The organism is Achromobacter animicus, assembly GCF_040775605.1.
In the GTDB taxonomy this organism is placed as follows: domain Bacteria; phylum Pseudomonadota; class Gammaproteobacteria; order Burkholderiales; family Burkholderiaceae_B; genus Achromobacter; species Achromobacter animicus.
The window spans coordinates 3,135,652-3,161,233 of sequence record NZ_JAYGJK010000001.1; the positions used below are offsets into that span (position 1 = coordinate 3,135,652).

Annotated in this window: 30 protein-coding genes; 16 read left to right on the forward strand and 14 right to left on the reverse strand. The window is 66.0% G+C overall.

Features of this window, described 5'->3' with window-relative positions; all coding sequences use genetic code 11:
* The first annotated feature begins 186 nt into the window (after positions 1–186).
* Positions 187–468, forward strand: a complete 282-nt coding sequence (locus AB3147_RS14145) for a hypothetical protein (protein WP_175136475.1) — start codon at positions 187–189, stop codon at positions 466–468.
* A 10-nt stretch (positions 469–478) separates the two neighbouring features.
* On the opposite strand, the gene AB3147_RS14150 is transcribed toward AB3147_RS14145, so the two are convergent.
* From AB3147_RS14150 to AB3147_RS14185, 8 genes are all read right to left on the reverse strand, one after another.
* Positions 479–1,330 carry a symmetrical bis(5'-nucleosyl)-tetraphosphatase gene (locus tag AB3147_RS14150; protein WP_367352193.1) on the reverse strand — a complete coding sequence of 284 codons (852 nt, stop codon included), beginning with the start codon at positions 1,328–1,330 and terminating at the stop codon, positions 479–481.
* 193 nt (positions 1,331–1,523) lie between these two features.
* Entirely contained in the window at positions 1,524–1,763 is a 240-nt protein-coding gene (locus AB3147_RS14155; protein ID WP_062839450.1) for a hypothetical protein, read from the reverse strand.
* A 30-nt stretch (positions 1,764–1,793) separates the two neighbouring features.
* Positions 1,794–2,339, reverse strand: coding sequence for a cytochrome b (locus AB3147_RS14160; protein WP_224776810.1), 546 nt, complete (start codon positions 2,337–2,339; stop codon positions 1,794–1,796).
* A gap of 132 nt (positions 2,340–2,471) precedes the next feature.
* On the reverse strand, positions 2,472–5,219 hold the full coding sequence (ligD, locus tag AB3147_RS14165; protein WP_367352194.1) for a DNA ligase D: 2,748 nt from the start codon (positions 5,217–5,219) through the stop codon (positions 2,472–2,474).
* 2 nt (positions 5,220–5,221) lie between these two features.
* Complete coding sequence (locus AB3147_RS14170) at positions 5,222–6,223, reverse strand: non-homologous end joining protein Ku (RefSeq protein WP_367352195.1); 1,002 nt, start codon at positions 6,221–6,223, stop codon at positions 5,222–5,224.
* A gap of 19 nt (positions 6,224–6,242) precedes the next feature.
* Positions 6,243–6,524, reverse strand: coding sequence for a hypothetical protein (locus AB3147_RS14175; RefSeq protein ID WP_367352196.1), 282 nt, complete (start codon positions 6,522–6,524; stop codon positions 6,243–6,245).
* A 59-nt stretch (positions 6,525–6,583) separates the two neighbouring features.
* Positions 6,584–6,976 (reverse strand): PRC-barrel domain-containing protein, encoded by a 393-nt coding sequence (locus AB3147_RS14180; RefSeq protein ID WP_367352197.1) that lies wholly within the window; start codon positions 6,974–6,976, stop codon positions 6,584–6,586.
* A gap of 29 nt (positions 6,977–7,005) precedes the next feature.
* A complete protein-coding gene (locus AB3147_RS14185; protein ID WP_218343923.1) occupies positions 7,006–7,251 on the reverse strand; it encodes a hypothetical protein in 246 nt (81 codons plus the stop codon).
* Positions 7,252–7,487: 236 nt separating this feature from the next.
* On the opposite strand from AB3147_RS14185, the gene ppk2 reads away from it, so the two are divergent.
* Both ppk2 and AB3147_RS14195 read left to right on the forward strand, forming a co-directional pair.
* Positions 7,488–8,309 carry a polyphosphate kinase 2 gene (gene ppk2, locus AB3147_RS14190; RefSeq protein ID WP_218343925.1) on the forward strand — a complete coding sequence of 274 codons (822 nt, stop codon included), beginning with the start codon at positions 7,488–7,490 and terminating at the stop codon, positions 8,307–8,309.
* Positions 8,310–8,326: 17 nt separating this feature from the next.
* The gene (locus AB3147_RS14195; protein WP_218343928.1) at positions 8,327–8,581 is read left to right on the forward strand and encodes an RNA-binding protein; all 255 of its coding nucleotides are present in this window, start codon (positions 8,327–8,329) and stop codon (positions 8,579–8,581) included.
* Between the two features lie 38 nt (positions 8,582–8,619).
* On the opposite strand, the gene AB3147_RS14200 is transcribed toward AB3147_RS14195, so the two are convergent.
* From AB3147_RS14200 to AB3147_RS14220, 5 genes are all read right to left on the reverse strand, one after another.
* Positions 8,620–8,817 (reverse strand): hypothetical protein, encoded by a 198-nt coding sequence (locus AB3147_RS14200; RefSeq protein WP_175136469.1) that lies wholly within the window; start codon positions 8,815–8,817, stop codon positions 8,620–8,622.
* Positions 8,818–8,889: 72 nt separating this feature from the next.
* Positions 8,890–10,950, reverse strand: a complete 2,061-nt coding sequence (locus AB3147_RS14205; protein ID WP_367352198.1) for a TonB-dependent copper receptor — start codon at positions 10,948–10,950, stop codon at positions 8,890–8,892.
* 208 nt (positions 10,951–11,158) lie between these two features.
* Positions 11,159–11,572 (reverse strand): DUF2946 family protein, encoded by a 414-nt coding sequence (locus AB3147_RS14210; protein WP_367352199.1) that lies wholly within the window; start codon positions 11,570–11,572, stop codon positions 11,159–11,161.
* Between the two features lie 88 nt (positions 11,573–11,660).
* Positions 11,661–13,076: a PepSY-associated TM helix domain-containing protein gene (locus tag AB3147_RS14215; protein ID WP_367352200.1), complete on the reverse strand. Its 1,416-nt coding sequence runs from the start codon at positions 13,074–13,076 to the stop codon at positions 11,661–11,663.
* A gap of 73 nt (positions 13,077–13,149) precedes the next feature.
* Positions 13,150–13,614: a DUF2946 family protein gene (locus AB3147_RS14220; RefSeq protein WP_218343936.1), complete on the reverse strand. Its 465-nt coding sequence runs from the start codon at positions 13,612–13,614 to the stop codon at positions 13,150–13,152.
* 207 nt (positions 13,615–13,821) lie between these two features.
* Between AB3147_RS14220 and AB3147_RS14225 the strand changes: the two genes are divergently transcribed.
* The 8 genes from AB3147_RS14225 to AB3147_RS14260 are packed head-to-tail and all read left to right on the forward strand — an operon-like array spanning position 13,822 to position 20,148.
* Positions 13,822–14,997 carry a PepSY-associated TM helix domain-containing protein gene (locus tag AB3147_RS14225; RefSeq protein ID WP_175121479.1) on the forward strand — a complete coding sequence of 392 codons (1,176 nt, stop codon included), beginning with the start codon at positions 13,822–13,824 and terminating at the stop codon, positions 14,995–14,997.
* Positions 14,994–15,533 carry a thiamine pyrophosphate-binding protein gene (locus AB3147_RS14230; RefSeq protein WP_175121478.1) on the forward strand — a complete coding sequence of 180 codons (540 nt, stop codon included), beginning with the start codon at positions 14,994–14,996 and terminating at the stop codon, positions 15,531–15,533. Before AB3147_RS14225 ends, AB3147_RS14230 begins: the two co-directional genes overlap by 4 nt.
* Positions 15,530–15,856: a hypothetical protein gene (locus AB3147_RS14235; protein WP_175121477.1), complete on the forward strand. Its 327-nt coding sequence runs from the start codon at positions 15,530–15,532 to the stop codon at positions 15,854–15,856. Before AB3147_RS14230 ends, AB3147_RS14235 begins: the two co-directional genes overlap by 4 nt.
* A gap of 18 nt (positions 15,857–15,874) precedes the next feature.
* A complete protein-coding gene (locus AB3147_RS14240; RefSeq protein ID WP_367352201.1) occupies positions 15,875–16,483 on the forward strand; it encodes a DUF6162 family protein in 609 nt (202 codons plus the stop codon).
* Positions 16,484–16,527: 44 nt separating this feature from the next.
* On the forward strand, positions 16,528–17,481 hold the full coding sequence (locus tag AB3147_RS14245; RefSeq protein ID WP_367352202.1) for a metal ABC transporter substrate-binding protein: 954 nt from the start codon (positions 16,528–16,530) through the stop codon (positions 17,479–17,481).
* A complete protein-coding gene (locus AB3147_RS14250; protein ID WP_246282786.1) occupies positions 17,478–18,248 on the forward strand; it encodes a metal ABC transporter ATP-binding protein in 771 nt (256 codons plus the stop codon). The genes AB3147_RS14245 and AB3147_RS14250 overlap by 4 nt, the downstream gene beginning before the upstream one ends.
* Positions 18,245–19,150 (forward strand): metal ABC transporter permease, encoded by a 906-nt coding sequence (locus AB3147_RS14255; protein ID WP_367352203.1) that lies wholly within the window; start codon positions 18,245–18,247, stop codon positions 19,148–19,150. Before AB3147_RS14250 ends, AB3147_RS14255 begins: the two co-directional genes overlap by 4 nt.
* Positions 19,147–20,148 carry a metal ABC transporter solute-binding protein, Zn/Mn family gene (locus AB3147_RS14260; protein WP_367352204.1) on the forward strand — a complete coding sequence of 334 codons (1,002 nt, stop codon included), beginning with the start codon at positions 19,147–19,149 and terminating at the stop codon, positions 20,146–20,148. The genes AB3147_RS14255 and AB3147_RS14260 overlap by 4 nt, the downstream gene beginning before the upstream one ends.
* A 25-nt stretch (positions 20,149–20,173) precedes the next feature.
* Here the strand turns inward: AB3147_RS14260 and AB3147_RS14265 are convergent, their stop codons facing one another.
* On the reverse strand, positions 20,174–21,133 hold the full coding sequence (locus AB3147_RS14265; RefSeq protein WP_367352205.1) for a LysR substrate-binding domain-containing protein: 960 nt from the start codon (positions 21,131–21,133) through the stop codon (positions 20,174–20,176).
* Positions 21,134–21,275: 142 nt separating this feature from the next.
* Between AB3147_RS14265 and AB3147_RS14270 the strand changes: the two genes are divergently transcribed.
* From AB3147_RS14270 to AB3147_RS14290, 5 genes are all read left to right on the forward strand, one after another.
* Positions 21,276–22,298: a tripartite tricarboxylate transporter substrate-binding protein gene (locus tag AB3147_RS14270; protein WP_438860975.1), complete on the forward strand. Its 1,023-nt coding sequence runs from the start codon at positions 21,276–21,278 to the stop codon at positions 22,296–22,298.
* Positions 22,299–22,304: 6 nt separating this feature from the next.
* Positions 22,305–23,828 carry a UxaA family hydrolase gene (locus AB3147_RS14275; protein ID WP_367352206.1) on the forward strand — a complete coding sequence of 508 codons (1,524 nt, stop codon included), beginning with the start codon at positions 22,305–22,307 and terminating at the stop codon, positions 23,826–23,828.
* Between the two features lie 25 nt (positions 23,829–23,853).
* Positions 23,854–24,660: a 4-hydroxy-2-oxoheptanedioate aldolase gene (hpaI, locus tag AB3147_RS14280; protein ID WP_367352207.1), complete on the forward strand. Its 807-nt coding sequence runs from the start codon at positions 23,854–23,856 to the stop codon at positions 24,658–24,660.
* A gap of 164 nt (positions 24,661–24,824) precedes the next feature.
* The gene (locus AB3147_RS14285) at positions 24,825–25,214 is read left to right on the forward strand and encodes a hypothetical protein (RefSeq protein ID WP_175121468.1); all 390 of its coding nucleotides are present in this window, start codon (positions 24,825–24,827) and stop codon (positions 25,212–25,214) included.
* Between the two features lie 8 nt (positions 25,215–25,222).
* Complete coding sequence (locus tag AB3147_RS14290; protein ID WP_056318016.1) at positions 25,223–25,444, forward strand: hypothetical protein; 222 nt, start codon at positions 25,223–25,225, stop codon at positions 25,442–25,444.
* Positions 25,445–25,582: the final 138 nt, after the last annotated feature.

Here is a 25,582-nt window from a genome sequence, read left to right on the forward strand (position 1 = left end):
CACGTGTCAGTCGATTCGGGCAAGCGCGGCGATAAACGCCCGGCGCCTGCCGTATCGTAAGTGTTTTGGGCGGGAGACGGGAAGTGGGCCGTGATCGGACCGTCCGGCTGACGGGCAAGGGTTGGGCACGCAGCTTGCTGTTGGGGTTTCGCCTTTCGTTACCCAACCCCATTGCGGAGGCTTCCCATGAGCTCACCGGAACCCGTTCTGACGCCGACTCCCGCCGGCACCCGCCTTGTCTCCTTGGGCATTGCGCCCGTTGCCCGCACCGCGGACGCCGTGGCCCGCCCGGGCTTCAGCCCCAAAGCCGCCAATGAAGAAGTCCTGCCGTCGCCGCAATCGGCCCTGCCCGCAGACGCTGACGCGCCGGCGCGCGTGCCGCTGAGCGCCTGGCTGTCGCTGGCGTTCTACGCCATCGGCACGGCGCTGCTCTTCAGCTTGGGCGTGGCTTACCGTCTGTTCGCGTGACCGGCTGCGGTCAGGCAACCTGGGCGAGCGCCTCTCGCGCCACCTGTACCAGTTTTCGGTCGGAAAGACGATAGGCCGTCAGCGGGCCGCCCGTCACACAGCCCGTGTCCAGGCACACGGCGTCCGACCGCACCAGCAGGCCCAGCGTCGCCCAGTGGCCGAACACGATGGTCTTGTCGGCGCCCGCGCGTCGCGGCAGGTTGTACCAAGGCAGGGTCTCGCGGGGCCAGCGCCCCGGCGTGGACTTGGCGCCGGGCGCCAACGCCCCGTTGCGAGTGCATAGGCGCATGCGGGTGAACGCGCTGACGATGAAGCGCAGACGCAGTTGCGTTTCCAGCCTGGCGTTCCAGGCCAGCGGCGCTGCTCCCAAGAGGGTTCGCATGTGACGGCGCCAGTCATTGTCCCGAAGCATGGCCTCGACCTCCCCGGCGTGCGCCATGGCCTGCAGCACGTCCCAACCGGGATACAGCCCCGCGTGCACCAGGACGTGACGGTCCTGCACATGGATCAGGGGCTGCGCGCGCAGCCAGTCGAGCAGGACATCTGCATCCGGCGCGTCGAACAGATCGTTGAGGGTGTCGCGGGCGTCCGGCCGCAAACATCCCGCTGCAACGCCCAGGGCGCGCAGGTCGTGATTGCCCAGCACCACCGTCGCGCGGTCGCCCAGTGACATGACCCGGCGCAGCGTCTCCGCGTTTGAGGGCCCCCGATTGACGAGGTCGCCGACGAACCAGAACCTGCAGTTGGGGTCGCCCGCGATCTCCGGACTGGCCAGCAGTGCGTCCAGCGACTGGCAGCAGCCATGCACGTCGCCGATTGCCCAGATGGCGGGCCGCGGTGCTTCGGGTGCGTCGTCCGCCAAAGGCGAATCGTCGGCAAAGGCCGTTGCGGGGTGATGGAATGTCGGCGGATTGGCTGTCTTACCCGTCTGCGTAGCATGTTCTGTCCTTCTCGCTGGCCATTTCCTGGCACGAATCAATGGTTTCGTGCCGGCAGGACAGCAAGCCCCATGCCCATGTAAATATTTGCATCCGAGGACTAACCCTCCTTCGGGACTAACCCTCCTTCTTGCGGCGCCCCCAAACGGATTCCTGCCGATAGGAATCCGCCTGGCACAGCGTGCGGTAGAACATGGCGCCGGCGCCAATGAAGTTGCCCAATTCCTTTTCAGACAGCTTGGGCGCGACGCCTTCCAGGTATCCCGCGTAGATGGATAGCACCCGGTCCCACTCGTCCAGACGGGGTGCGGGTGCGGAAACTGAGATCATCAGTGCCAAGAGCTCATCGCGCTGCATGATTCCCTCCTGTGACCGCCGCCGCGCCGGTCATCCCTTGGTCATGTGAGTCAAGACCCGCCGTCCATCCGCCCTGCGGTGCACGAAGGCCATCGTGATGTGGCCCACGGCCAGCGCCAGCAACGTCCAGCCCAACAGCCCATGCCAGGCGTTGCCAAGTTCGACCAGAGCTTCGATCTCCTGGTCGCGGGGGCTGAAGATCTGGATGCCGAAGGCAGAATATCCCCTGCCCCGCCCGTAGGCGCGCAACAGCGCCAGCGTGGGGATGGCGATCATCATCAGGTACAGGACAAGATGCCCGAAGCCCGCCAGCAGGCCGCTGTCCGGCCGCTTGCCCCAGTTGGCGATGGCCCAGGCGCCGCGTACAAGCACCAGGATCAGCAGCAACAGGCCAAGCGAGGTATGCGAGGCCCAGAAGAAATCCTCGATCGGGGTGTCCGGCAGAAACTGCCGCGACGCCGCGCTGGTGAACTGCCACGCCAGCAGCACGGCCATGAGCCAATGCAGGACGCGGCTGACGATTCCATACCCGTCCGGGTGGTCCATCACGCTTGAGGCGGCGACGCGGGGTGGCATAGGGAGGCTCCTTCGGAGATCCATGCTGCGCAAGGGAAAACCTGCTCCGGGCATTGTGCCAACGCGCCCGGCGCGGAGTGCAACCAATTGCAATGGCGGCTGGCCAGCAGGACGGCTGTGGACGCGTTCTGATCATGGTTCGAACTCCATCGCCGACATGGCGGCCGTCAGCGACTGCGGCGCGTAGTCGTCCCACGGCGTGTTGCCCGCATCCAGCCGGGAATGCACGTCCTGAATGGTCCAGTGCGCGCCGCTGGTGAGCTTGTCCAGCTCGTCCCACGTCACCGGCACCGAAATGCCCAGACCGGGCCGCGCCCGCGCAGACCACGCGCATACCGTCGTCGCCCCAAACCCGTTGCGCAGGTAATCCGCGAAAATTTTGCCGACGCGATTCTTCGGGCCGCTCTTGGCGACGAAGAGTTGCGGCAGCGTCCGGGCCAGGTGCTGCACGATCGTCTGGGAAAATCGCTTTACCGTGTCCCAGTCGTATTGCTTGCGTAGCGGCACGACGACGTGCAGCCCTTTGCCGCCGCTGGTCTTCAGCCAGGCTTGAAGGCCGATCTCCTGCAGCAGCACGCGCACCAGATTGGCGGCCTGTTGCATGGTCGGCCATGGCACGCCCTCGCCCGGGTCCAGGTCGAACATCATGCGATCCGGTTTGTCGATGGACGTCTTGACGGCGTTCCAGGTGTGGAATTCGACGACGTTCATCTGCACGGCGGACATGATGGCCTCTGCGGTCGGGATTTCGAGCAGCGGCGGATGATCCGGATCGAGCTTGGCGGGCAACGGTTTGACGCCGGGCATCGCGGCTTCCAGATGCTTCTGGAAGAAGAATTCGCCCTGGATGCCGGCGGGCGCGCGCAGGAATGACACGGGCCGGCCCTTCAGATGCTCCAGCATCAGCGGCGCGATCAGCCCGTAATAGCGCGCGAGATCCAGCTTGGTGAGCTTGGTGGACGGGTCGATCACCCGGTCCGGATTGGTGAGCTTGCCGCCCTTGGCGCGGCTGGTTTTGCCGCCGGGCGCGGCTTTGGCGTCGGAGGCGGGTGCGGGCGCCTTTGAAGATGCCTTTGGAGATGCCTTGGAAGACGTGCCAGCAGGTGCCGTGGCAGATCTGGCTGCGGATCTGGCCGCAGGCGCCGCCTTCGAAGCGGATTTCCTGTTGCCCTTGTCGCCGTCTACGTCCTCGACCGGCACCGCCTTCTCCCGGGAAATGGCCTTCACCGGCTTGTCCTGCCGCAGGCCCCGGAATACGGAATGACGGATGTGGCCGCCGCTCGTCCATTCGCCGAACGACACTTCGGCGATCAGTTCGGGTTTGACCCAGCGAACACCACCCGCCGCGGGCGCATTCGTGACCGGCTTTTTGTCCGTCTCAATGGCCGCCAGACGCTTCTGCAGGGACACCAGACTTGCGTCGTCGAACCCCGTGCCAACCTTGCCGGCATAGCGCAGGCTGCCGTCCTGCTCGGTGACCGCCAGCAGCAGCGCACCCAGTCCGGCCCGGCTGCCCTTGGGCGCCGTGTAGCCGACGATGGCAAACTCCTGACGCCGGGCGCACTTGACCTTGACCCAGGTGTCGCTGCGCCGGGACACGTACGGTGACGACAGGCGCTTGGCCATGATGCCCTCAAGCCCCATCCTGCACGCGGTTGCCACCAGATCTGACGGCGCGGCCTCAAGGGCCTCGCTGAATCGCAGCTGGTCGTCTTGGGCGGCGTCCATCAGTTGCTGCAACAGCGCCCGCCGCACGCCCAGCGGCTCCTGGCGCAGGTCCCGCATCCCGATGAACGGCAGATCGAAGGCGTAAAACACGATGTCCTGTGTCCGATCGTTGTCGAAGGCGTTTTGCAGCGACTGGAAGTTCGGAATGCCTTCGCGGTCCAGCATCACGATTTCGCCGTCGATCCACGCCCATTTGGCGGGCAATGCGCGCATGGCCTCGACCAGATGCGGCATTTTGGCGCTCCAGTCGTGGCCGTTGCGCGTAAACAGCCGCACATCGTCGCCTTCGATCCGGACGACGAGCCGGTAGCCGTCGAATTTCATCTCGTACAGCCAGTCCGGCGCATGCTGAGGCACGCCGTCAACCAGCGTGGCGAGCTGGGGTTTCAGTTGCGCGGGCAAGTCGGCGGCTACACCGGGCAACGCGGACTGATCGTCGGCGGTGTTGTCGTCCTGATCCTGCGATTGGTCGTCAGCCGCCGCCTCCGCGGGAGCTTTGGATTTGGCGCGGGATTTCGCTACGGAACGCGACGTCTTGGCTTCGGAATGCGCCTTGGCTGTCGCCTCGCCGCCCTTGCCTGCCGGCTTGGCCTTCGCAGGTTTGCGCAGCGGCACCACGCTATCCGGCATTTCGTCCACCACACTGAATTCCCGCTCGGGCCGCGCGAAATCGTCTCGGTCCTTGATAAGCAGCCAGGGCGGCTGCTTCTCCGACTCTTTGCCCTTCAGCCGGATCAGCGCCCAGCGGCCCTGCATCTTCACGCCCTGCAAGTCGAACTTCAGGTGGCCGTCGCGATAGCCCTTGCGCGGATCGCCCACCGGCATCCACTTGCCTTCGTCCCAGATGATGACCTTGCCGGCGCCGTACTGCCCTTCGGGAATCTGCCCCTCGAACTGGTTGTAGGCAATGGGGTGATCCTCGACCTGGACCGCCATGCGCTTGACCGCCGGGTCGTAGCACGGCCCCTTGGGCACCGCCCAGCTCTTCATGGCCCCGTCCAGTTCCAGACGGAAGTCGTAGTGCAGCCGGCTGGCCCAGTGCTTCTGGATGACGAAGGCGCGGGCGTCCTCATTGGCCTCACCACCCTCGGCGGGTTCCGACGTGATCTCGAAGTTGCGCTTTTCGCGGTACTTCTTCAGCGTGTCAGCCATGGTCAGGCCGCCTTGCGCGTTTTGCTCGGTGTCTTGCCGGTGTTCTTGTCACTCGACTTGCTGGCGGTTTTACCCGTGGCCTTGCTCGCCGACTTGCTGGCCGTCTTGCTTGCGCTCTTGGCCGACTTGGCCGCCGTCTTCTTGGCCGGCGCCTTGGCTGCCTTTTTGTCATCGCCTTCGTCGGACTTGGCCGCCTTGGACCCGCCCTTGCCCCCCTTCAGGCTGCGTTGCAGCAGTTCGGTCAGGTCAATGACGTTGTCCGCATACGCGGGCGACGCTTCCTGCGGCTCGATGACGGTTTCGGTCTCGCCGGCGCGCGCCTTCTGCTCCACCAGCTCCATCACGGCGGCCTTGAACTCGTCCTTGTACTGTTCGGGATCCCATTCGCCGGACATGTCGTCGACCAGCATCTTCGCCATCTTCATCTCGCTGGCGCTTGGCGTCATGTTCTTGGCGCCGGCCTTGGGCAGATCCAGCCCTTCCACCGACTTCACCTCGTCGCCCCAGCGCATCAGGTTCAGCACCAGCGCGTCGCCTGACGGAATCAGCGCCGCCAGGTGCTGCTTGGTCTGGATCACAACCTTGGCGATGCCGATCTTTCCTGTCTTGACCAGCGTGTCCCGGAGCAAGGCGTACACCTTGTGGCCCTTGTTGATGGGCGCGACGTAGTAGGGTCGCTCCAGATAAACAAACGACACGCCCCCGGCGTCCACGAACTGCTGGATCTCGATGGTCTGCGTGGTGCGAGGATAGGCCTCGGCTATCTCCTCGGGCGACACGATGACGTATTTACCGTCCTCGTACGCCACTCCCTTCACGATGTTGTCCTTGTCGATTTCCTTGCCGGTGCGCTTGTTGATGCGCTTGTAGCCAACCGGGTCCATCGAGCGCTTGTCCAGCCAGTCGAAGTCCACGCCGGACTCCGTCGTGGCCGTGTGCAAGCCCACGGGAATGTGAACCAGCCCGAAGGAAATCGCTCCTTTCCATATCGTTCTTGCTGCCATGACGGTCTCCTGCGCGTGATCAGCCCAGGCGCTTGACGAGCCGGGCGACGCGGGCAATGCCGCCCGTCCCGCTTGCCGCGCGGCCGATCAAGGCGGTCCCGGCGGCGGTGACCAGGGTGCGCCGCAACAGCGTGCGGCTGCGCATGCCGGACAGCATCAGCAGCACGCCCACGCCAAACACGATGATGTGTTCGCCTGGAAAATCCGGCCTGCGGGCGTCGATGTCCTTGATCTGCGCAACCAATGAAGAACGCGAGGGCGATTCGTAACGGCGGGGTTCGTCGACGGATTCGATCTGCATGTGGCCTCCTGCGGGCGTGGATCAGGCATGGGGTGCGGAGCGTGCTGCCCCGCGCCGGTTTACTTGGCGTACTTGAATTCGGGCAGCGCCTTGAGCGTGTCCTTCGTGGCGTCCGGCAGCTGGAACTGGTCGCCGGCGACTTGCATCTTCGACAGCGGAACCGTCACAAGATGATTGCCGACGCCAAGCAGCCCACCCACCGACAACACCGCATACGGCGCCCAATCGGGCGGGCCGAGGATCAGATCATCCACGGTGCCGATCTTTTCCTTCTTGCCGTTGTAGACGGTCGCGCCGATGATCTTCGAGGCGCGGTAGCCGGCCTCGACCTTGGCGACATCGACTCGCACTTCGGTCACGGACTGCGGCGCGCCCTGCGCCCAGCCGGTGGTAACGACGCCAGCGGCGCCCAGCATGGCAACCACGCCCAGCATTGCAGTCTTTACGATCATGATCGGATCTCCTCGGGGGTCTCTTGTGTTCAGGACGTGCGTTGCGAGTCGGCGGGATCGGGATTGGATTCGGAGGCGTCCGATGGCTCCATGTCCTCGTTGCTGACTTCGTTGCCCTGCGTGTTCTCACTGGCATCCGACGGCTTGACCGGCGGCGCGCTGCCCGTAGTCGGCGAGCCTGCGCCAGGCCGCACCGGCAGATCGTCGGGCGTTGAGGTCGCCTCTACGGCGTTGTCCTGGGAAGATGTCTGCCCAACGGAATGATCTGGTTCCATTTTCCTCACCTCAGATTCGCTGCGGCCAGCGGAAACGTGGCCGTGGACCCGGGCAGCAAATAACGTTCCCGAAACATTTGTCGGGTGACCAGCGCCCAATGGCGCGGCGGACTGCGGCACCATAATTCCATTGGTAACGCGCTCCCAAACCGCCTTAAATCGGCAATATATTCAGATCACATGTGGCGCCCGCGTGCGCCGTTCATTCGTGGCAGGAAGACTTCCGGAGCGCGACGATGGGCGACAAGAAAAAGCAGAAGGACAATCCCGAGACCGCCGAGGCGGGCAAGCTTTCCAATAAGCAGTACGAAAGGGAACTGGCCCAACTTCACGTCGAACTGGTCAAGCTGCAGCAATGGGTCGTCGATACGGGGGCCAAGGTCTGCATCGTGTTCGAAGGGCGCGACGGCGCCGGCAAAGGCGGCACGATCAAGGCGCTGACCGAGCGTGTCAGCCCCCGCGTCTTTCGCGTCGTGGCCTTGCCCGCCCCCACCGAGCGCGAAAAATCCCAGATGTACATGCAGCGCTACCTGCCACACCTGCCCGCGGCGGGCGAAGTCGTGATCTTCGACCGCAGCTGGTACAACCGGGCTGGCGTTGAGCGCGTGATGGGGTTTTGCAGCCAGGCGCAGGTCGACGCCTTTCTGAAAGCCGTGCCGCTGGTGGAACGCGTGATGATCGACTCCGGCATCCTGCTCTTCAAGTACTGGCTGGAAGTCACCGAGGCGGAACAGACACGTCGCCTGCAATCGCGCATCAACGATGCGCGCAAGACCTGGAAGCTGACGAAGATGGACCTGGATTCGTACAGCCGCTGGTACGACTACTCGCGTGCCCGGGACGAGATGTTCCGGGCGTCGGATACGTCGATCTCGCCCTGGTACGTCGGACGATCCGACGACAAGAAGCGAATCCGGCTGAACATCATTACCCACCTGCTGGAACACATTCCCTACACCGTCAGCGCCAGGGAAAAAATCACCCTGCCCAAACGGCAGAAGGCCAAGGGCTACACGCAGCCGGAACATCCGTTCCGGTATGTGCCCGAAAAGTTCTGATCTCTGGAGGTTGCGCCATGGCAGCGCTACTCATCAATCAGGTGGAAGACACCACCAGCGACGAAGATGTCCGGGCGTTCCTGGTCAAGTACGGCTTTCCCGCGCCGGACGGCATGAAGCGCGTCCCCAGCGAGGGGAATCGTCCCGCCGTGCTGGTCACGTTCGACGGCGTGACGGAGCCGGAGCTGCAAGCCCTGCTGCCCCGTATCCACCAGATGTTCTGGAAAAATCACACCATCTCGGCGCTGGTGATGCGGGCGCCGATCGCGTGACAGGCGCCGTCAGTGCGCGGCGCCCCGCCCTGGCGCCTTTACCAAGCCGTGCGCGGCCGGTAGGTATCTTTTACATATTTGGCCAATTCGGCTTCGACCGTCGACATCAGGACGGCCGGCGGACGATCCGGGTGCAAAAGTTGCTGCGCCGCAGCAAGCGTTCGCATCGCGCAACGTTCGCCATTGGTCATCGGCTGGGGGGTGGACAAGGTGGGCGTGTACTTGAACTCTTCCATGTTGCTTCTCCATAAGACAAGGAATGACCCTCATCCCCCTTTCAGCAAGTAGCGTGCCCAACCCCGTTTCGGTCAGTATCGGACGCTGACCCGAGCCCAGACGCTGCGGCCGGGTTCGTTCAACGCCGTGCCCGCCGGATAGCCAAATCCGGCGTTCCCCGCCAGGTTCAGGTGTTCGCTATAGGTCTTGTCGAACACGTTGTCCACGCCCAGCGACAACCGAACCTGCTTGTTCACGACGTATCCCGCATTAAGGGAAAACACGCCAAATCCGGCGCTGGGACCGAAATCTTTGCCCACGACGTTGCCTTCGTTCAGCGCGTAGCGTTTTTGCGGGGCGACGATGCGCCACAAAGCGCCCGCCGACCAGGTGCCGTCGTCATAGGCGGCGGTGAGCTTGGCCTCCAGCGGCGGAATCTGCGGCAGCGCGCGGCCGTCGCTGCGGTTCTGGCCCCAGGCGTAGGCCAATGTGGCGCCCACCTTCCAGCTCGGCGTCACGGCATAGGACGCGCCAAACTCCCCGCCAAAAATCCGGGCATCCACGTTCGTCGCCTGCGAGGTGGCCCCCATCATCCCGCCGGACGTGTAATTGAAAAGAATGAAATCGTCCACGTAGCCCGCATACCCCGAGAACCACGCATCCAGCGTTTCCGTCTTGTACTGGGCGCCAAAATCAAGCTGGGTCGTCTTTTCCGGCTTGACGCCCTGGAAGGCGTTGACCGAGCCGGCCGGACCGCGCTTGGGCGAGAACAGTTCCCAGTAGTCCGGGAACCGCTCCACATGACCCAGCCCGATGTAGAGCGTGGCGGGCAGCGATTCCAGATCCTTTTCATAGCGCAGGAATCCGCTGGGGAGCGTGTCGTTGCGCCGTTCGCCCGCCGTGGGGTTGGGCATGACCATCATCATGCCGCCGGTGGTCTGCCGGAAATCCTTGACGGACGCCCAGTCGACGCGGGCTCCGCCGATCACGCGGCTGTCCGGTGCGGCGCGCCAGGTCAATTCGCCAAAGACACCCGTATTGGAAAAATCGGCGTCCTTAACCCACGGCTGGCTGCGATAGGACATGGTGTCCGAGCCGCTGCGGGCGCGGTGGCGGCTTTGCTGGAAGTCCATCCCTGCCTCCAGGCTGGTGTCTTGCGACAGATTCCAGGTGCTGGCGACACGTCCGCCCCAGGTTGCGCGGTCCACGTCCGAGGCCATCGCCATCGCCATGGCGCTGGACGGGTCCGGCGCGCGCAGCGTGTAGTTGTCCATGACGTGGTCCGCGTAGTTGTAATAGAGCTGTGCCTCGACCTGACTCAGGACGGGCCCGAGGTTACGTTTTTCAAAGCGCAGTCCAAAACTTTCCCGCTTGAATTGCGAGCCGTCCATGCCGCGCCCGGCATACCGCGCCTCGCCGTCGCCCGTGCCGGCGGTCAGTTCATATAGCGTGTCCGCATCGGGCGTGAAGCCCAGCGTGACATCCGCGTTCCATTTGTCCCAGCGCGACGGCACGGTGTTGCCGTCGCCGTCCTTGTAGTCCTGCGAATGCGAGTGGTTGGCGGTGATCCGGGTATAGACCTTTTCGTTGCCGATGGTCAGGTCCGCCGTCTGGTCGTTGCGCCCGAACGAGCCGCCGGTCAGGCTGCCGTCAAAACGCACGCCCGGCTCGGTGAACTGGGGTGTGTCGCGGTCGAAGCGGACGGTGCCGGCGGACGCGCCCGGCCCCCACAGCACTGTCTGCGGTCCCTTGATGACGGTGAGCTGGTCGAAATTCTCGGGCGAAATATAGGAACTGGGCGCGTCCATCCGCGACGGGCAGGCGCCGGGCATGGAGGTGCCGTTGGTCAAAATGTTCAGGCGGGAACCGAACATGCCGCGCAGCACCGGGTCGCCGTTGGTGCCGCCGTTCCGGATGGCCGAAAAGCCGGGAATGGTCTTCAGGTAGTCGGTGCCGTCGCTGGCTGGCAGCGGCTGGCGCGGCAGCTTCGGATCGGTCGTGAAGGTCAGCGGCGCGCTGGGCGCTACGCCCATGATGACGACGGGTTCGAGCGTGGTTACGCCCTCTTGGATGGGCTGCGCGGCGGCGGAGAATGTGGCGGCCACGGCGGCGGCCAGGCAGGTCATGCGGACGAATTGCGGTTGCTTGCGCATAGGGAATCTGGATCAACTTGGAATCTGAGTCGGAATCTGCAATCGGGGCGTCGCCCCCGCGCGGACAGGCCATGCATGGGCGCGCCTCGGCGCCCGGACCTCAAACGGATCCGTGCCAAAAGCGGCGATACGGCCTGGCGCTAACCGGCGGCGCGCCCGTCAACCGTGGGCGCCGCGATGCAAACCGGTGATGCTGAGAGAAGTGCCGTCAGGCGACGGGTGGCGGCGCGCGCGGCTGCTGCTGCAGCCGGGCGTGCGCACTGGAGAAGTAAGGAACGTCGGCGGCCGGCGCCGTAGCAGGCTGCGCCAGCGTAGGCAGCAGCCAGGCAAGCAGCCACAGTCCGGGCAGCGTGGCGCCGCCCAACATGGCGCAGCCGGCAACGCAGCAATGCGCCATGGCGCCGCTGTGCTGCTCGACGCCTTGCGTGGCGCCTTCGATGCCGATGGTGACAACGCGCGGCCCGCTGGCCGTGCAGATGATGGTGGTGGCGCCGGCGGCGCCCGACATACCGGCGGGACTTGGTGCGGCGAGCGCTGCAGAGGCGATCAGCGCCTGAAAGACGAACAGGGCCGCCGCGAACAGCGAAACCCATCGTCTGGCAGCAGTGGCGCTTGTGTACATCAAATCCCCTTGACGCCGCAGATGGTAGCGCGGTTCCGGCCCCGAATCCGGTCTGCCCGCGCCCATCTGCACTGCCCGTTGACGCATATCAAGCGCGTCTGGCGGCTACCCAGCGCAACACATCAATGACCAGGAATACGGCCAGGCTCACGCCCATCACCGGCAGGCTCCATCCCAGCGCCGGCGCGATGGCCGCCACGCCGATCCGTCCGGGCCATGACAGCTCGCGCCAGGCGTGAGTCAGCGTCTGCCCTGTCGCGCCCGCGGTCGGACGGCGCAGCCACCACATCCGGTAGCCCAGCACGATCATCGTCGTCAGGGCGATGCCAATGGCGGCCATCAGGAGTTGATTGGGCCAGCCGAACAGGATGCCCATGTGCATGTCCACGCCCCAGCGGATCAGCTTGGCGATGAGCGGAAAGGTGTCGAAGTCTGCGCGGCTGGTGATGGCGTAGGTGGTCGGATCCACGGCGATGGTGTCGACCTGGGTGGGCCAGGAGCGGTCCACCTCGCGCACCAACCACGCCTGGCCAGCGCCGCGCGGCGGCCGGATTTCAAGCTGGCTGCTGTCGATGCCGCCCTGGCGCGCGGCCTGCAACACCCGGTCAAAGCCCGCCGGCACGGTGTCCGGCGCCGGCGACATGGCGGCGTGGTCATGCTGGCCGCCATGATGATGGGCATGCTCGCCGCCCTCGGGCATGGCTGCCATGGCGGGCATCCCGGCGTCGGGCAGTTTCAACGACACCGCCGGCGTGATCCACCCCAACTGCGCGCGCAATTGATCCACGCGCGCACCGGCCCAGTTGGACCAGGTCAGCCCGGTGGCCGAGAAGAACACCAGGCCGATGCCGATCCACAACCCCAGCAGTCCATGCCAGCGCCGGGCGCGCAGGCGCGGGCTGCGGGCTTCCAACGTCTTGTCGCGCCCGCGCCGGGCAATCCACAGCACCAGACCGCCCAGCGTCGCAATCCAGAGCCACGACGCCGCCAGTTCGCTGTAGTTGCGGCCCAGGTCGCCCAGCATCAGGTTGCGGTGCAGGTAGTCCAGCTTGGTCCGGAAGGGCAGCGTGCCGCTGGTGCCGTAGACGACCATGTCGCCCTGGATCTTCAACGTGACGGGGTCCACAAACAGCGCGCGGGCTTCGGAATCGCCCATGCCGGGCTGCGTAAACATCACCCGCGTGGTTTCGCCGGGACCCGGCGCGGGCCGGACGGCGAACAGGCGCGGACCCGGTCCGACTTGGCTTTGCGCTGCCTGGACCTGCGCCGCGAGGGGTTGCGCCGCGCCGGTGGAAGTGGTGCGCAACTGGTCGGCGTAGATGAGGTTTTCCAGTTGCGGGGTCAGCACGAACAGCGTGCCGGTCACCGCCGCGACCAGGATGAAGGGGCCGACGAACAGGCCTATATAGAAATGCAGCCGGGCGATCAGCGCGAGCAACGCGCTGCCGCTTGCCGCCCTCGGCCGCGTGGAGGCGGCCGGACTAACCAGGGTCTCAGTGGACATGATGATCTCGAAAACAACGGACGCCGCCTGCAACAGGCGGCAATCGTGCGCTTGGCGCGCACGGCGACGGATGTCATCCGGTGATTCGAGGCGGAGCGCGCTGTCCCAGCGGCGGCCCGGCGGCCGGCATGGGCGGCCGCGGACTGTCGGTCAGTCGGGGCGCCTGCACCCACCAGCCGAGCAAGGCAGGAACCAGCGCGACGGTGGGCGGCACGAGCAGCGCCGGGTGTGCGCTCAGCCCGAACGGACATTCCTGGCCGGCGCCCACGTGCTGGGAAGAATCGTGGTGTTCATGGTGGTCATGAGAGGAATCGGTGTGGGCGGTGTGCGCATCGGCCCTGCCCGACATGCCGGGAAACACCCCGCCGCCCGCGGCACAGAAGCCCAGTTCCAGGCGCCCCTGCTTCAGCGCCTGCGCGTCCGGCATGTATCCGACCGGCACGAACGCCCGCACCACCAGCAGAAGCAGCAGCAACAGCCGCACGAGGGTGGCGGCGCAGACTGGACGTGAGGACGGACAGGACGATCGGGTGGGCATGCGGGATTTCCGGGCGACGGCCGATTCCGTCGCCAAGCCGGCATTTTAAACATCGGGCCGCCAATCCCGGATGCTTTGCGCCGGCGCGGCCCGACCGATCGAAGGGTCAACTAAGACAATTGAGAACTATTATTGCTAGAATTCCGCCTGACGCCTCCCTTAAATGGGGACCAGGCAACCCTCTTCTGTCTACCGGATAGCTTTTGAATGGCCAAGCCATCGCGCTCCAAATTATGGTTTCTCGTCCACAGTTGGCTGGCCTTGCCAATCTGGATTTTCCTTTTCTTCATCTGTGCGACCGGGACCATCGCCGTCATCAGCCAGGAAATCGTCTGGCTCATCAACCCCGCCGTTCGCGCCCAGGCGCCCGATGCCGATACGCCCCGCATGGGCTACCAGGCCCTGATGGACTCCATCGCCAAACAGGAACCCGAAGCGTCGGTGCAGCGCCTGTCCTGGCCTGAGGAATCGCAGTTCGCCCTGACGGCCGCCGTGGGTTATCCGGGCGCACGCTTCACCTCGATCTACGTCAACCCGTACACGGGCCACGTGCAAGGTCCGGCCTTGAACTTCGACCTGCGCCAATTCATGCGCGCGCTGCACGGCTGGCTGCTGATCCCGTTCAACAATGGCTATAGCTGGGGCTGGTATCTGGTCTCGCTGTTGTCGATTCCGATGCTGCTGTCGCTGATCACCGGACTGGTGGTCTACAAGCGGTTCTGGCGCGCCTATTTCCAGAAGCCGCGCCTGCGCGTCGGCCAGGGCGCTCGCATTTTCTGGGGCGACTTCCACCGCCTGTCGGGTCTGTGGTCGGTCTGGTTCATCCTGCTGATTTCGGTCAGCGCGATCTGGTTCCTGGCGCAGGCGATCCTGTCCGACACGGCGACCACCATTTCGACACAGGGCGTGCCGGCTGTCGTAGCCCGCGATCAGGTGCCCACCGTCGCCGCCGGCGAAACCGTCAAACGCCTGCCGCTCGACGAGATCGTAGCCATTGCCGAGCGCGAACTGCCCGGCCTGGAAACGCAGCACGTCTTCTTCCCCGGCAACGCGTATGACCCGATCACCATCTCGGGCCGCGGCGCGTACCCGCTGATGTTCCAGTACGCCAAGATCAATCCGTACAACGGCGCGGTCGAGGAAGTGCGCCGCCTGTCCGACCGCAACGGCCTGGAATTCTTCACTGAATCCATGCGGCCGCTGCATACCGGCGACTTCGGCGGCTTCTGGCTGAAGCTGGTGTGGTTCCTGTTTGGGCTCCTGCTGACCATGATGTCGCTCAGCGGCCTCCTGATCTGGACCAAGCGCACCGCGCAGGCCACTGCCAAAGCCCTGCGCCCTGCCCGCGCAGACCGTACCGCCGCTCGCGAGGTGACCGAATGAGCAAGACCGCCACCCTGGACGCCGCCGCGGCCAAACCCAGTTTCTGGCGCCGCTGGCGCTTCCACCTGAGCGCGCTGCTGCTCATCCTGCCCATCATTTATGTCCCGAAGTATTTCGACAACCTGGCGCTGTCGCGCGGGCTGATGGGGCTGGGCCAGCGCCCCGCGGGCGAGCTGGACGTGGGTCCCTGGAAGCTGAAGTTTGCCGAGTGGAAGGTCGAGCCGCCCCAGTCCGACCCAGCCGGCATGGTCAAGACCTTCACCATGGCCCAGTGCGAAGGCTGCAAAGATCAGATCCGCGCGGTCTACGTGCGCGTGGGCAAACCGCGCAGCCTGCGTGCCGCGGGTTCGATTTTCTTTGGCAGCCCGCACCGGGCCTTTGCCACCGTGCCGATCCCGCCGCGCACCGCCCCGGACGCCGAGCTCTGGGTCACCGCGGAAGGCTGGGACGGTTCGGTGCACCAGGCGGCCTGGCCGCTTGCCATGGCCTCCCCCGCCACCGTCGAGTGGCTGAAGAAACAAGGAGCATCCCGATGAATGCAATTTTCGCTAACGGCCTTCGCGCTGCCCTGCTGGGCGCGCTGCTGAGCGCCAGCGCCACGGCCCTGGCGCACAACCCCATGGCCGAATGCAAGGCCGATGGCAAGGAACAGATCCAGTGCACCGGCGGATTCTCCGACGGCAGCGGCGCCGCCGGCGTCACCATGGACGTGATCTCGTACGACGAACAGATCATCGTGCCGGGCAAGCTGGATGCCGATTCCAAGATGTCGTTCAAGCGGCCCAACGGCGAGTTCTACGTGCTGTTCGACGCGGGCCCCGGCCACGTCGTTGAAATCGACCACGTCGACATCCAGTAAGCCCCGGCCCTTCGCAGCATGCATACACAAGTCATCCGACCCGCGGGCGCCGGACACGAAACGCTGGCGGTCCTGGGCGCCTGCCTGGTCATCGTCGCGGCCGCCGCGGGTTACATCGGCCTGCGTGAAGCGCCGCCCGAAAGCGCGCCGCTCGCCGCCACCCAGATCGATGCGCGGCGCGACCTGACGCCCGCCGAACAAGGCATTTACGCCGACCTGCGCGTCGCCTACGAGGAAATCGGCTTCGCGCTGCAGGCCGGCGAGCCGCTGCCTTCGGTTGAAGAACTGGCCGCGCAGGGGCTGCCGCCGTTTGTGGCCGACAACAGCACCGCCGTGCGCGGTGGCCACGCCTGGCGGCTCCAACGCCAGGGCGGTAAGGCGCTATACGTGGGCCAGACGGCCGACGTTGCACTGGCCGGATCATTCCTGCTGCGCACCGAAGAGGGCCACGCCAAGGACGGCCATGGTCATGACCATGGCGCGGACGCCCAGGCCGATGTCTGGCTGGCCCGCGATGCTGCGGCCCGCGTGCCCGCTGCCACCGACGACGCCGCGCTGGCCGCCGCGGGCTGGCGTCAGGTCGTCGCTCAGTTCGACGCCGGCGTGACCCGCCAGAACAAGCCCTGACCGGGCCCCTCCCCCTTCGTCTTCCGACACGAGCCTACGGATTTATGTCTGCCTTTTCGTCTTTCTCACAGCTCCTGCGCCGCTGCGCCGCGCCGATCGCCGCGCTGGCGCTGCTGGCCGGCGCCTTCGCCGCGCCCGTCCACGCCGAAGAGGTCAAGCGCCTGAAGATCGGCGTGACGCTGCATCCCTATTACAGCTACGTCGCCAACATCGTGGGCGACAAGGCCGAGGTCGTGCCGCTGATTCCGGTGGGCTTCAATCCGCACGCCTACGAGCCGCGTGCCGAAGACATCAAGCGCATCGGCACCCTGGATGTCGTGGTGCTCAACGGCATCGGCCATGACGACTTTGCGGACCGCATGATCGCCGCCAGCGAAACGCCGAAGATCCCCGTGATCGAAGCGAACGCGCAGGTGCCGCTGCTGGCGGCCGTGGGCATGGCCGCACGCGGCGGCGGCGATTCCGGCAAGGTCGTGAATCCGCACACATTCCTGTCGATCACAGCCTCGATCGCCCAGATCAACACCATTGCACGCGAACTGGGCCGTATCGACCCGGCCAACGCGCAGACCTACACCGCCAATGCACGGGCCTATGGCCAGCGTCTGCGCAAGCTGCGCGCCGACGCCCTTGGCCAGCTTGCAAAAGCGCCCAACGCGGACCTGCGCGTGGCCACGATCCATGGCGCCTACGACTACCTCTTGCGTGAGTTCGGCCTGGAAGTCACTGCGGTTGTCGAACCGGCGCACGGCATCGAGCCCAGCCCCGCGCAGCTCAAGGGCACCATCGAGCAATTGCGCGCGGCGGACGTCAAGGTGATCTTCTCCGAGCTGAACTTCCCGTCCGCGTACGTCGAGACGATCCAGCGCGAGACCGGCGTGAAGCTGTATGCGCTGTCGCACATCTCGTATGGCGAATACAGCCCCGAGCAGTTCGAAAAAGAAATGAAGCAGAACCTGGCCACCGTGGTGCGCGCCATCGAAGAGGCCGGCGCGTGACCGGCCCCGTGACAGCCCACCCGGGCGGCGCAATGGGTCCCACGCTGACCTTCGACCACATCTCCCTGACGCTCGGCCGTACCGACATCCTCAGCGACGTCGCCTTCAGCGTTGCGGCCGGCAGCGTGCATGCGCTGGTCGGCCCCAACGGCGGCGGCAAGAGTTCGCTGGTCAAGACGCTGCTGGGCCAGATGCCGCATCGCGGCAAGCTCAGCGTGGCGTGGCCGGGCGACCGGGCGGGCGTCATCGGCTACATCCCGCAGGCCCTTGAGTTCGATCGTGGCCTGCCCATGACCGTCAACGATTTCATGGCCGCGATGTGCCAGCGCAAACCTGCGTTCCTTGGCCTGTCGCGCGCGAAATCGAAGGAAATCGGCGACGCGCTGGAACGCGTTGGCATGCAGGACAAGCGCAACCGCCGCATGGGCGCGCTGTCGGGCGGCGAGCGCCAGCGCGTGCTGCTGGCCCAGGGCCTGGTGCCCAGCCCGTCGATGGTGGTGCTGGACGAACCCATGTCGGCGCTGGACGAAGCCGGCGTGCGCGTGTTTGAGGAACTGCTGGACAGCTGGCGCGCGCAGCGCGTGACCGTGCTGTGGATCGAACACGACCTCGAGGCCGTCGGCCGCCTGGCCGATCGCGTCACCGGCCTGAACCGCCAGGTGCTATGCGACGGCCCGCCCGCGCAGGTGCTGACGCCCGACCGCCTGCTTGCGCTCTTTTCAACCCGGCCGCGCGTTGGCAATCAGCCGCAGGAGCGCGCCGCATGAACGCCTTTTTCGACAACCTGCGCCAGCTCATTCAGAGCGCGGCGGAATCCGGCGTACTGCCCGAATCGCTGGCCTTCGGCTTCGTCACCAACGCCCTGCTTGCGGGCCTGATCATCGGACCGGTGTTGGGTGGCCTGGGCACGCTGGTCGTGGTCAAGCGCTTTGCGTTCTTCTCGGAAGCCGTGGGCCATGCCGCGCTGACCGGCGTCGCTATCGGGATCCTGCTGGGCGAGCCCTACACCGGACCGTATGGCAGCCTGTTCAGCTATTGCCTCATCTTCGGCATCCTGCTCAATTTCCTCAGCAATCGCACGCGCCTCACGCCCGACACGCTGATTGGCGTATTCCTGTCGGTGTCGCTGGCGCTGGGCGCAAGCCTGTTGCTCGTGTTGTCAGGCCGCATCAACATCCACATCCTGGAAAACGTGCTGTTCGGCTCGGTGCTTACCGTCAACAGCAACGACCTGTCGGTTCTGACGTGCGTGGCGATCCTGGCGCTGGCGCTGGCCCTGCCGAACTACAACCGGCTGATGCTGGCCAGCTTCAATCCGCAGCTGGCCGCCGTGCGCGGCGTGCCCGTCAAGGCCATGGACTACCTGTTCGTGATCCTGGTGACGCTGGTCACGGTGGCCTCGGTCAAGGTGATCGGCGCCGTTCTGGTCGGCGCACTGCTGGTGATTCCGGCGGCCGCGGCACGGATGCTGGCGCAATCGCTCAAGGGCTTTTTCACGATGTCGGTGCTGTTCGCGCTGTTCAGCACACTGGCCGGCATCATGTTGCCCATCGAACTGGAACTGCCGATCCCCTCCGGCGCGGCCATCATTCTGGTCGCGGGAGTTTTGTTTGCGATCTCGGCCCTGGCACGCGGCCTGGTCCCCGGTCTGAAAGGAAATGCAGCATGAGTTTGAAGTCAGTCACCCTGCGCCGCGCCGCCCTGGCCGTGGCATTGGCATCCGCGCTGGGCGCCGCCGTCACGGCGCAAGCCCAGGAGGCGACCAAATCCGGCCGCGCCGCGCGCGCCGCGCAGCCGGAAGCCACGGCCGCCGCCGCGGGCAGCGTCACCGTGCTGGCCGCGCATCCCGTCGTGTTTGCGCTGACCGACAGCCTGGCCAAAGGCAGCACCATCCGTGTGGAGCGCGCCGCGCCCGCCAACCTGCCCGCCACCCGCCTCACGTCGTATTTCAGCGGGCGCGGCGGCGCTGCGCTGCAAAAGGCCGCCGCATCGGCGGACGCCGCGGTCGGCCTGCGCTCTATCTGGCCCGACGATCCGCTCTACGCCAACGCGCGGCGCACCAACATCCGCATCGTCGAAATCGACGCCGCCCGTCCGCTCGATGGTGCGCTGAACGGCATTGCTCTGCAAAGCGACACGCGCCCCGGCGGACAGTTTGCCGCCTACCCGTGGCTCAGCATCGTCAACCTGGGACGCATGGCCGACATCGTCGCCGCCGATCTGGGGCGCCTGTCCCCGTCCGACGACAAGCGCATCGCCGAGAACCTGGCGCAGATCAAGCGCACGCTGGTCGAATTGAACGCCAGCAGCCAGGCCGGATTGGCTCAGGCCGAGAACGTGGCCGTCGTCAGCCTGTCCGAGCGCCTGCCCTACCTGATTGCCGAGTTCAATCTGGATTTGATCGACACGAACGCGCGCGATGACAAGGACTGGACACCTGAGACGCTGGCGGCGCTGACCGCCACACTCAAGGACAACGGCGCGGCCGCCGCGCTGCTGCACCGCGAGCCCACGCCGGAACTGCGCCAGGCCATCGAAGCCGGCGGCGCCAAGGCCGTCGTGCTGGCCACCGACGGGGCCGATCCCGTTGCCGACCTGCAGGCCAACGCCAAGCTGCTCCTGCAGGCGCTGGCGCCCGCCGCGGCACAGACCACCGCCGCGAAGTAAAGCCCATCGCGGGAACGGCGCCGCCCTAACCGGCGCCGTTTGCCGCATCAGCCATCAGCGCCGTTGCCTCGTTCTTCAGGCATTCGATCAGGTGCGCGCTGGCCGCAGGCAGCCGGGCTTCACGCAAGGTGATGATGCCAACCGGCGGCAATGCCAGGTCCAGCGGCACGTCCAGGATCCGGCACAGGCCCTGACGCTCGAAACTGCGGGCGGCCGACTTCGCCAGAAATCCCACCGCATTGCGCTCACGAATGAAAGTCAGCGTGGACAGGTAGGACGACGTTTCCATCAGATCGGACGACGGTTGCAGGCCGCGATGATGGAACTGCTGCTCCAGCTTTACCCGCAATGACGCCCACGGCGGCGGCATCACGCAAGGCAACGCCGCCAGATCCGCCCACCCCGGTGCGCTGCGGCCTGCCACGTCGCTGCCGGGCGCCGCCACCACTACCATCGGCTCTTCGAACAACGCTTCGGCATGCAGATCGGGCGCGGCGTAGCCTGGCTCCAGCCTTCCCACGAACAGATCCAGTTCGCCCAGGCGCAGCTTGGGCAGTAGATGGGTCAGATCGCCCTCTTCGATCAGGACGGTCGCGCGCGCCGACCGCAGCTTCAAGGCATGCACGGCCCGCGCCAGCAGCACCGGCAGCGCGACCGCCATCGCCCCCACCCGCGTCTTGCCGGCCGCGCCGCTTGCGGCGGCGTCGATCTCATCGCGCGTGCGCTCGTACTGCGCCAGCACGCCGCGCGCAAAGCGCACCACTGCAGCGCCCGCGTCGGTGGGCTCCGTTCCGCGCACGGACCGCGCAAACAGTGCGAGACCCAGCATGGACTCCACCTCCGACAACATGCGCGACACCGCCGGCTGGCTGACCGCCATGAACTCGGCCGTGCGCCCCAAATGCCGGAACTCGTCCAGCGCCACCACCAATTGGAGGTGACGCAGCTTCAGGTTTGAGCGGAACACGCGGTCCAGGTGCGCCATGCCAACATCCTTACATATCAGACTTGTTATCTTTCGATGCGGCAATTCTATTGGATAGTTATATATAAGCTCACGAGAATAGATCCGGGCGGCCTTGTAGCCTTGAGGGTGCTCACAAAAATAATCACATCGGAGACAAACCATGAGGCACATCCCCACCCCTGACCGGGACCGGCGCAGGTTCCTGGCGGGCGCCGCCTGTCTGGGCGCCATGGCTGGCGCCGGCGCGGCCGGCCTGCTGGCCCCCGGCCTGGCACGCGCCGCGGACTATCCGCAGCGCCCCATCACCTTCATCTGCCCCTGGCCCGTTGGCGGCACCGCGGACCAGTCCATGCGCGCGCTCTGCCAGGTGGCGTCGGGCGTGCTGGGCCAGTCCATCGTGGTGGAGAACCGCGCGGGCGCCTCGGGCATGATCGGCACGAAGTCGCTGTCGCAGGCGCAACCCGACGGCTACACCATCGGCCAGATTCCCATTTCGGTGGCGCGTTTCTCGCAATTGGGACTGTTGCAGCTTGATCCGCGCAGCGAGCTGACTTATTTGGCCCGTACGTCGGGCCAGACCTTCGGCATCGCAGTGCTTGCCAGCTCGCCGTTCAAGACGTTGCAGGAGGTCGTGGCTTACGCAAAGGCCAATCCCGGCAAGCTGACATACGGCCACGCCGGCATCGGCGGCGCGACGCATGTGGGCATGGAAGAGTTCGCCATGACGGCCGGCGTGCGTTTCAATGCGATTGCCTACAAGGGCGGCGCGGCCGCCTTGCAGGATGTGCTGGGCGGGCAGATCGATCTGCTGGCGGATTCAAGCTCGTGGGCGCCGCATGTCGAGGCAGGCAAGCTGCGGCTTCTGGCGACCTGGGGCGAGTCGCGCGCCTCGCGTTTCAAGGATGCGCCCACCCTGAAAGAACTGGGCTACGACGTCGTGGTCGAGGCCCCCAACGGCATCGGCGCGCCCAAGGGCCTGGACCCCGCCGTCGAGCGCAAGCTGCGCGAGGCCTTCCGCACTGCGGTCAAGAGCGACGCCTTCAAGCAGGTGGCCGACCGCATCGATGCGCCGGTGATGTACCTGGACGGGCCGGATTACCAGGCTTATGTGGCGTCGGTCTATGCGCAGGAGACCGCGCTGATCGCGCGCCTGAAACTGAAAGAAATGCTGCAGAAAGGCTGATCCCCGGTGACTTCCAATCCCTTGATCCGGCTGCACGCCAACGACAATGTGCTGGTCGCCCGGGAGGCCCTGGCCTTGGGCATGCCTATCCCGGCGCTGGGCCTGCGGGTACGCGCGCAGGTGCCGGGCGGCCACAAGATTGCGGCCTGCCGGATTCCGGCAGGCACGCCGGTGCGCAAGTACGACGCCATCATCGGCGTGGCCGCGCGCGACATCGAAGCCGGCGAGCACGTGCATGCCCACAATCTTGCGCTCGCCGACTTCGAGCGGGATCCGGGCTTCTGCCGCGATGTGCGGCCGGTCGACATTCTGCCCGAGGCCGAACGCGCGACGTTTCAGGGCTACGTTCGGGGGGATGGCCGGGTGGGCACGCGCAATTTCATCGGCATCCTTGCGTCGGTGAACTGTTCCGCGACGGTCATCCACCACATCGCGCAGCACTTCACGCCCGAACGCCTTGCCGCGTTTCCCAACGTGGACGGCGTAGTGGCGTTCGCGCAGACGAGCGGTTGCGGCATGTCGTCGCCCAGCGAGCATTTCGACGTCCTGCGACGCACGCTGGCCGGCTACGCGCGGCACCCGAACCTGGCCGGCGTGCTGATCGTGGGGCTTGGCTGCGAACGCAATCAGGTGTCGGCGTTGATCGAATCGCAGGATCTGGCCGGGGACGCGCGGGTGCGTACGCTCGTGATGCAGGACACGGGCGGCACCCGGGCCACGATCGAGGCCGGCATCCGGACCATCAACGAGATGCTGCCGCTGGCCGATGCCGCGCGCCGCAGCCCCGTGCCGGCAAGCCACCTCAAGATCGGCCTGGAATGCGGCGGATCGGACGGCTACTCCGCCATCACGGCCAATCCCGCGCTGGGTGCAGCCATGGACATTCTGGTGCGGCACGGCGGCACGGCGATCCTGTCCGAAACCCCGGAGATCCACGGGGTGGAATACCTGCTGACGCGCCGCGCCGTCACGCCGGAAGTGGGCCAGAAACTGCTGGACCGGCTGGCCTGGTGGGAAAGGTACACGGCCGGACACAACGCGCAGTTCAACGGCGTCGTCGGCCACGGCAACCAGCAAGGCGGGCTGGCCAACATTTTCGAGAAATCGCTGGGGTCCGCCATGAAAGGCGGCACGACGCCGCTGCAGGCCGTGTATGAATATGCCGAGCCCATCGACCGCGCAGGCCTGGTTTTCATGGATTCGCCCGGCTACGACCCCGTCGCCGTCACCGGTCAGATCGCCAGCGGCGCCAACCTGATCTGCTTCACGACGGGCCGCGGATCGATGTTCGGCTCCAAGCCCGCGCCCACGCTCAAGCTTGCAAGCAACAGCAGCATGTATGCGCGCCTCGTCGAGGACATGGACATCAATTGCGGCGCGGTGCTCGATGGCGAGGTGGACATCGCGCAGATGGGACAACGCATCTTCGACCATATCCTGCGCGCGGCCTCGGGCGCGCCGACCAAGAGCGAAGCGCTGGGCCTGGGCAACCATGAATTCGTGCCCTGGCATCTGGGCATCGTCAGCTGACCCGTCATTTCAGGAACCTTCACGCATGCCTGCACACAACCCCTTCAAGACGGCCCTTGCCGCGCGCCAGGCCCAGGTCGGCCTGTGGCTCTCGATGGCCGACCCCTATCTGGCCGAGGTTTCCGCCACGGCAGGCTTCGATTGGCTGCTGATCGACGGCGAGCACGCACCGAACGACCTGCGCGGCACCCTGGCCGCCCTGCAGAGCGTCGCGCCCTACCGCGCCCAGCCCGTGGTGCGCGTGGTGGCCGGAGACACCGCACTCATCAAGCAGATGCTGGACATCGGCGCGAAGAACCTGCTGGTGCCGATGGTCGACACCGCCGAGCAGGCCCGCGCCCTGGTGGCCGCGACCCGCTATCCACCGCAAGGCATACGCGGCGTGGGCAGCGCCGTGGGGCGCGCATCACGCTGGAGCGCCCGTCAGGACTACCTGGAAATCGCCGACGACGAGATCTGCCTGCTGGTGCAGGCGGAAACGGTGCAGGCGCTGTCGAACCTGGAGGCGATCTGCGAGGTGCCCGGCGTGGACGGCGTGTTCATCGGGCCGGCCGATCTGGCCGCGTCCATGGGGTATCGCGGGCGGCCCGGGCATCCGGACGTGCAAGCCGCCATCGAGCGCGCCATGCAAGTCATCATCGAACACGGCAAAGCAGCCGGAACCTTGACATCGGACCCCGCGCTGGCGCGCCGTTACCTGGAACTGGGCTGCACCTTCGTGGCGGTAGGCGTTGACGTGCTGCTTTACGCAAATAGCGCCCGCCGGCTGGCGGCAAGCTTCTCTTGCGCGGACCCGAACGCCGCGGCGCCCGCCCCGTCCGCCGCCTATTGAGCATCCCGAAGCGGCCGATCCGTCCTGTAATCCGGTCTTGCATGACCACGCATTCAGGCATAAATTGATCGGTACCGCTTTTCGATCGGCCATCTCGATCCCCCCGCCCGAATCGCGCGCGAAGGTTGTTTTCTATCTTTTGTTCCCCCAACAGGAGCGATGCGATGCGAGTAAAACACCTGCTTGGCCCAGCGACCGTAGCCCTCTCGATGCTTGTCGGGTCGGCTGTCACGGCCGCCCCCTCGGACCCCGCCCCGATCATCACCGGCAAGCACTGGACCGATTCCGACGCCAACCTCAAGAAGGCCTATCTGCTGGGCGTGGCCAATGCGCTTGAGGTTGAACGCGCCTATCAGCAACGCCGGGCCGTGCCGGATACCCAGACGCTGGTGCCCAAGTTCTCCGCGGGCCTTCAGAACCAGACGCTGGACTCGGTGCGCGAGACCATCGACCGCTGGTATGCCGCCAATCCGGGCCAATTGGATCGCCCCGTCATGGAGACGATCTGGTTTGAGATCGTCGTGCCTGCCACCAAGACGAAACGCACCCCCTAGGAGCCGCCATGAAGACTATCCGCACGATAGGCCTGGCCATTGCGATGGCATCGCTGGCCGCATGCACCAACATGACCAAGGAACAGCAAGGCACCGTCACGGGTGGCTTGATGGGCGCCGCGGCGGGCGCCGGCATTGCCGCCATCGCGGGGGGCAGCGCCTGGACCGGGGCCGCCATTGGCGGTGCAGCCGGCGGTATCGCCGGCAACATCCGCGGCGCGAACCAGTAAACAACGCCAGTAGACAACGCAATACCGACCTGACCCGTCACCCCCGAACGCCGGCTCGCGTGCAAACGCCAGCCGGCGTTCTTGCGTCTGGGGTCTGCGTGCACGCCCGCGTCCCTGCCTGGACCCCGCCCGCCGCCT

Coding starts and splice junctions, on each gene's coding strand:
- AB3147_RS14145 (WP_175136475.1), top strand. CDS start 187: ATGAGCTCACCGGAACCCGTTCTGACGCCGACTCCCGCCGGCACCCGC.
- AB3147_RS14155 (WP_062839450.1), bottom strand. CDS start 1,763: ATGCAGCGCGATGAGCTCTTGGCACTGATGATCTCAGTTTCCGCACCC.
- AB3147_RS14160 (WP_224776810.1), bottom strand. CDS start 2,339: ATGCCACCCCGCGTCGCCGCCTCAAGCGTGATGGACCACCCGGACGGG.
- ligD (WP_367352194.1), bottom strand. CDS start 5,219: ATGGCTGACACGCTGAAGAAGTACCGCGAAAAGCGCAACTTCGAGATC.
- AB3147_RS14170 (WP_367352195.1), bottom strand. CDS start 6,223: ATGGCAGCAAGAACGATATGGAAAGGAGCGATTTCCTTCGGGCTGGTT.
- AB3147_RS14175 (WP_367352196.1), bottom strand. CDS start 6,524: ATGCAGATCGAATCCGTCGACGAACCCCGCCGTTACGAATCGCCCTCG.
- AB3147_RS14180 (WP_367352197.1), bottom strand. CDS start 6,976: ATGATCGTAAAGACTGCAATGCTGGGCGTGGTTGCCATGCTGGGCGCC.
- AB3147_RS14185 (WP_218343923.1), bottom strand. CDS start 7,251: ATGGAACCAGATCATTCCGTTGGGCAGACATCTTCCCAGGACAACGCC.
- ppk2 (WP_218343925.1), top strand. CDS start 7,488: ATGGGCGACAAGAAAAAGCAGAAGGACAATCCCGAGACCGCCGAGGCG.
- AB3147_RS14195 (WP_218343928.1), top strand. CDS start 8,327: ATGGCAGCGCTACTCATCAATCAGGTGGAAGACACCACCAGCGACGAA.
- AB3147_RS14200 (WP_175136469.1), bottom strand. CDS start 8,817: ATGGAAGAGTTCAAGTACACGCCCACCTTGTCCACCCCCCAGCCGATG.
- AB3147_RS14205 (WP_367352198.1), bottom strand. CDS start 10,950: ATGCGCAAGCAACCGCAATTCGTCCGCATGACCTGCCTGGCCGCCGCC.
- AB3147_RS14210 (WP_367352199.1), bottom strand. CDS start 11,572: ATGTACACAAGCGCCACTGCTGCCAGACGATGGGTTTCGCTGTTCGCG.
- AB3147_RS14215 (WP_367352200.1), bottom strand. CDS start 13,076: ATGTCCACTGAGACCCTGGTTAGTCCGGCCGCCTCCACGCGGCCGAGG.
- AB3147_RS14220 (WP_218343936.1), bottom strand. CDS start 13,614: ATGCCCACCCGATCGTCCTGTCCGTCCTCACGTCCAGTCTGCGCCGCC.
- AB3147_RS14225 (WP_175121479.1), top strand. CDS start 13,822: ATGGCCAAGCCATCGCGCTCCAAATTATGGTTTCTCGTCCACAGTTGG.
- AB3147_RS14230 (WP_175121478.1), top strand. CDS start 14,994: ATGAGCAAGACCGCCACCCTGGACGCCGCCGCGGCCAAACCCAGTTTC.
- AB3147_RS14235 (WP_175121477.1), top strand. CDS start 15,530: ATGAATGCAATTTTCGCTAACGGCCTTCGCGCTGCCCTGCTGGGCGCG.
- AB3147_RS14240 (WP_367352201.1), top strand. CDS start 15,875: ATGCATACACAAGTCATCCGACCCGCGGGCGCCGGACACGAAACGCTG.
- AB3147_RS14245 (WP_367352202.1), top strand. CDS start 16,528: ATGTCTGCCTTTTCGTCTTTCTCACAGCTCCTGCGCCGCTGCGCCGCG.
- AB3147_RS14255 (WP_367352203.1), top strand. CDS start 18,245: ATGAACGCCTTTTTCGACAACCTGCGCCAGCTCATTCAGAGCGCGGCG.
- AB3147_RS14260 (WP_367352204.1), top strand. CDS start 19,147: ATGAGTTTGAAGTCAGTCACCCTGCGCCGCGCCGCCCTGGCCGTGGCA.
- AB3147_RS14265 (WP_367352205.1), bottom strand. CDS start 21,133: ATGGCGCACCTGGACCGCGTGTTCCGCTCAAACCTGAAGCTGCGTCAC.
- AB3147_RS14270 (WP_438860975.1), top strand. CDS start 21,276: ATGAGGCACATCCCCACCCCTGACCGGGACCGGCGCAGGTTCCTGGCG.
- hpaI (WP_367352207.1), top strand. CDS start 23,854: ATGCCTGCACACAACCCCTTCAAGACGGCCCTTGCCGCGCGCCAGGCC.
- AB3147_RS14285 (WP_175121468.1), top strand. CDS start 24,825: ATGCGAGTAAAACACCTGCTTGGCCCAGCGACCGTAGCCCTCTCGATG.
- AB3147_RS14290 (WP_056318016.1), top strand. CDS start 25,223: ATGAAGACTATCCGCACGATAGGCCTGGCCATTGCGATGGCATCGCTG.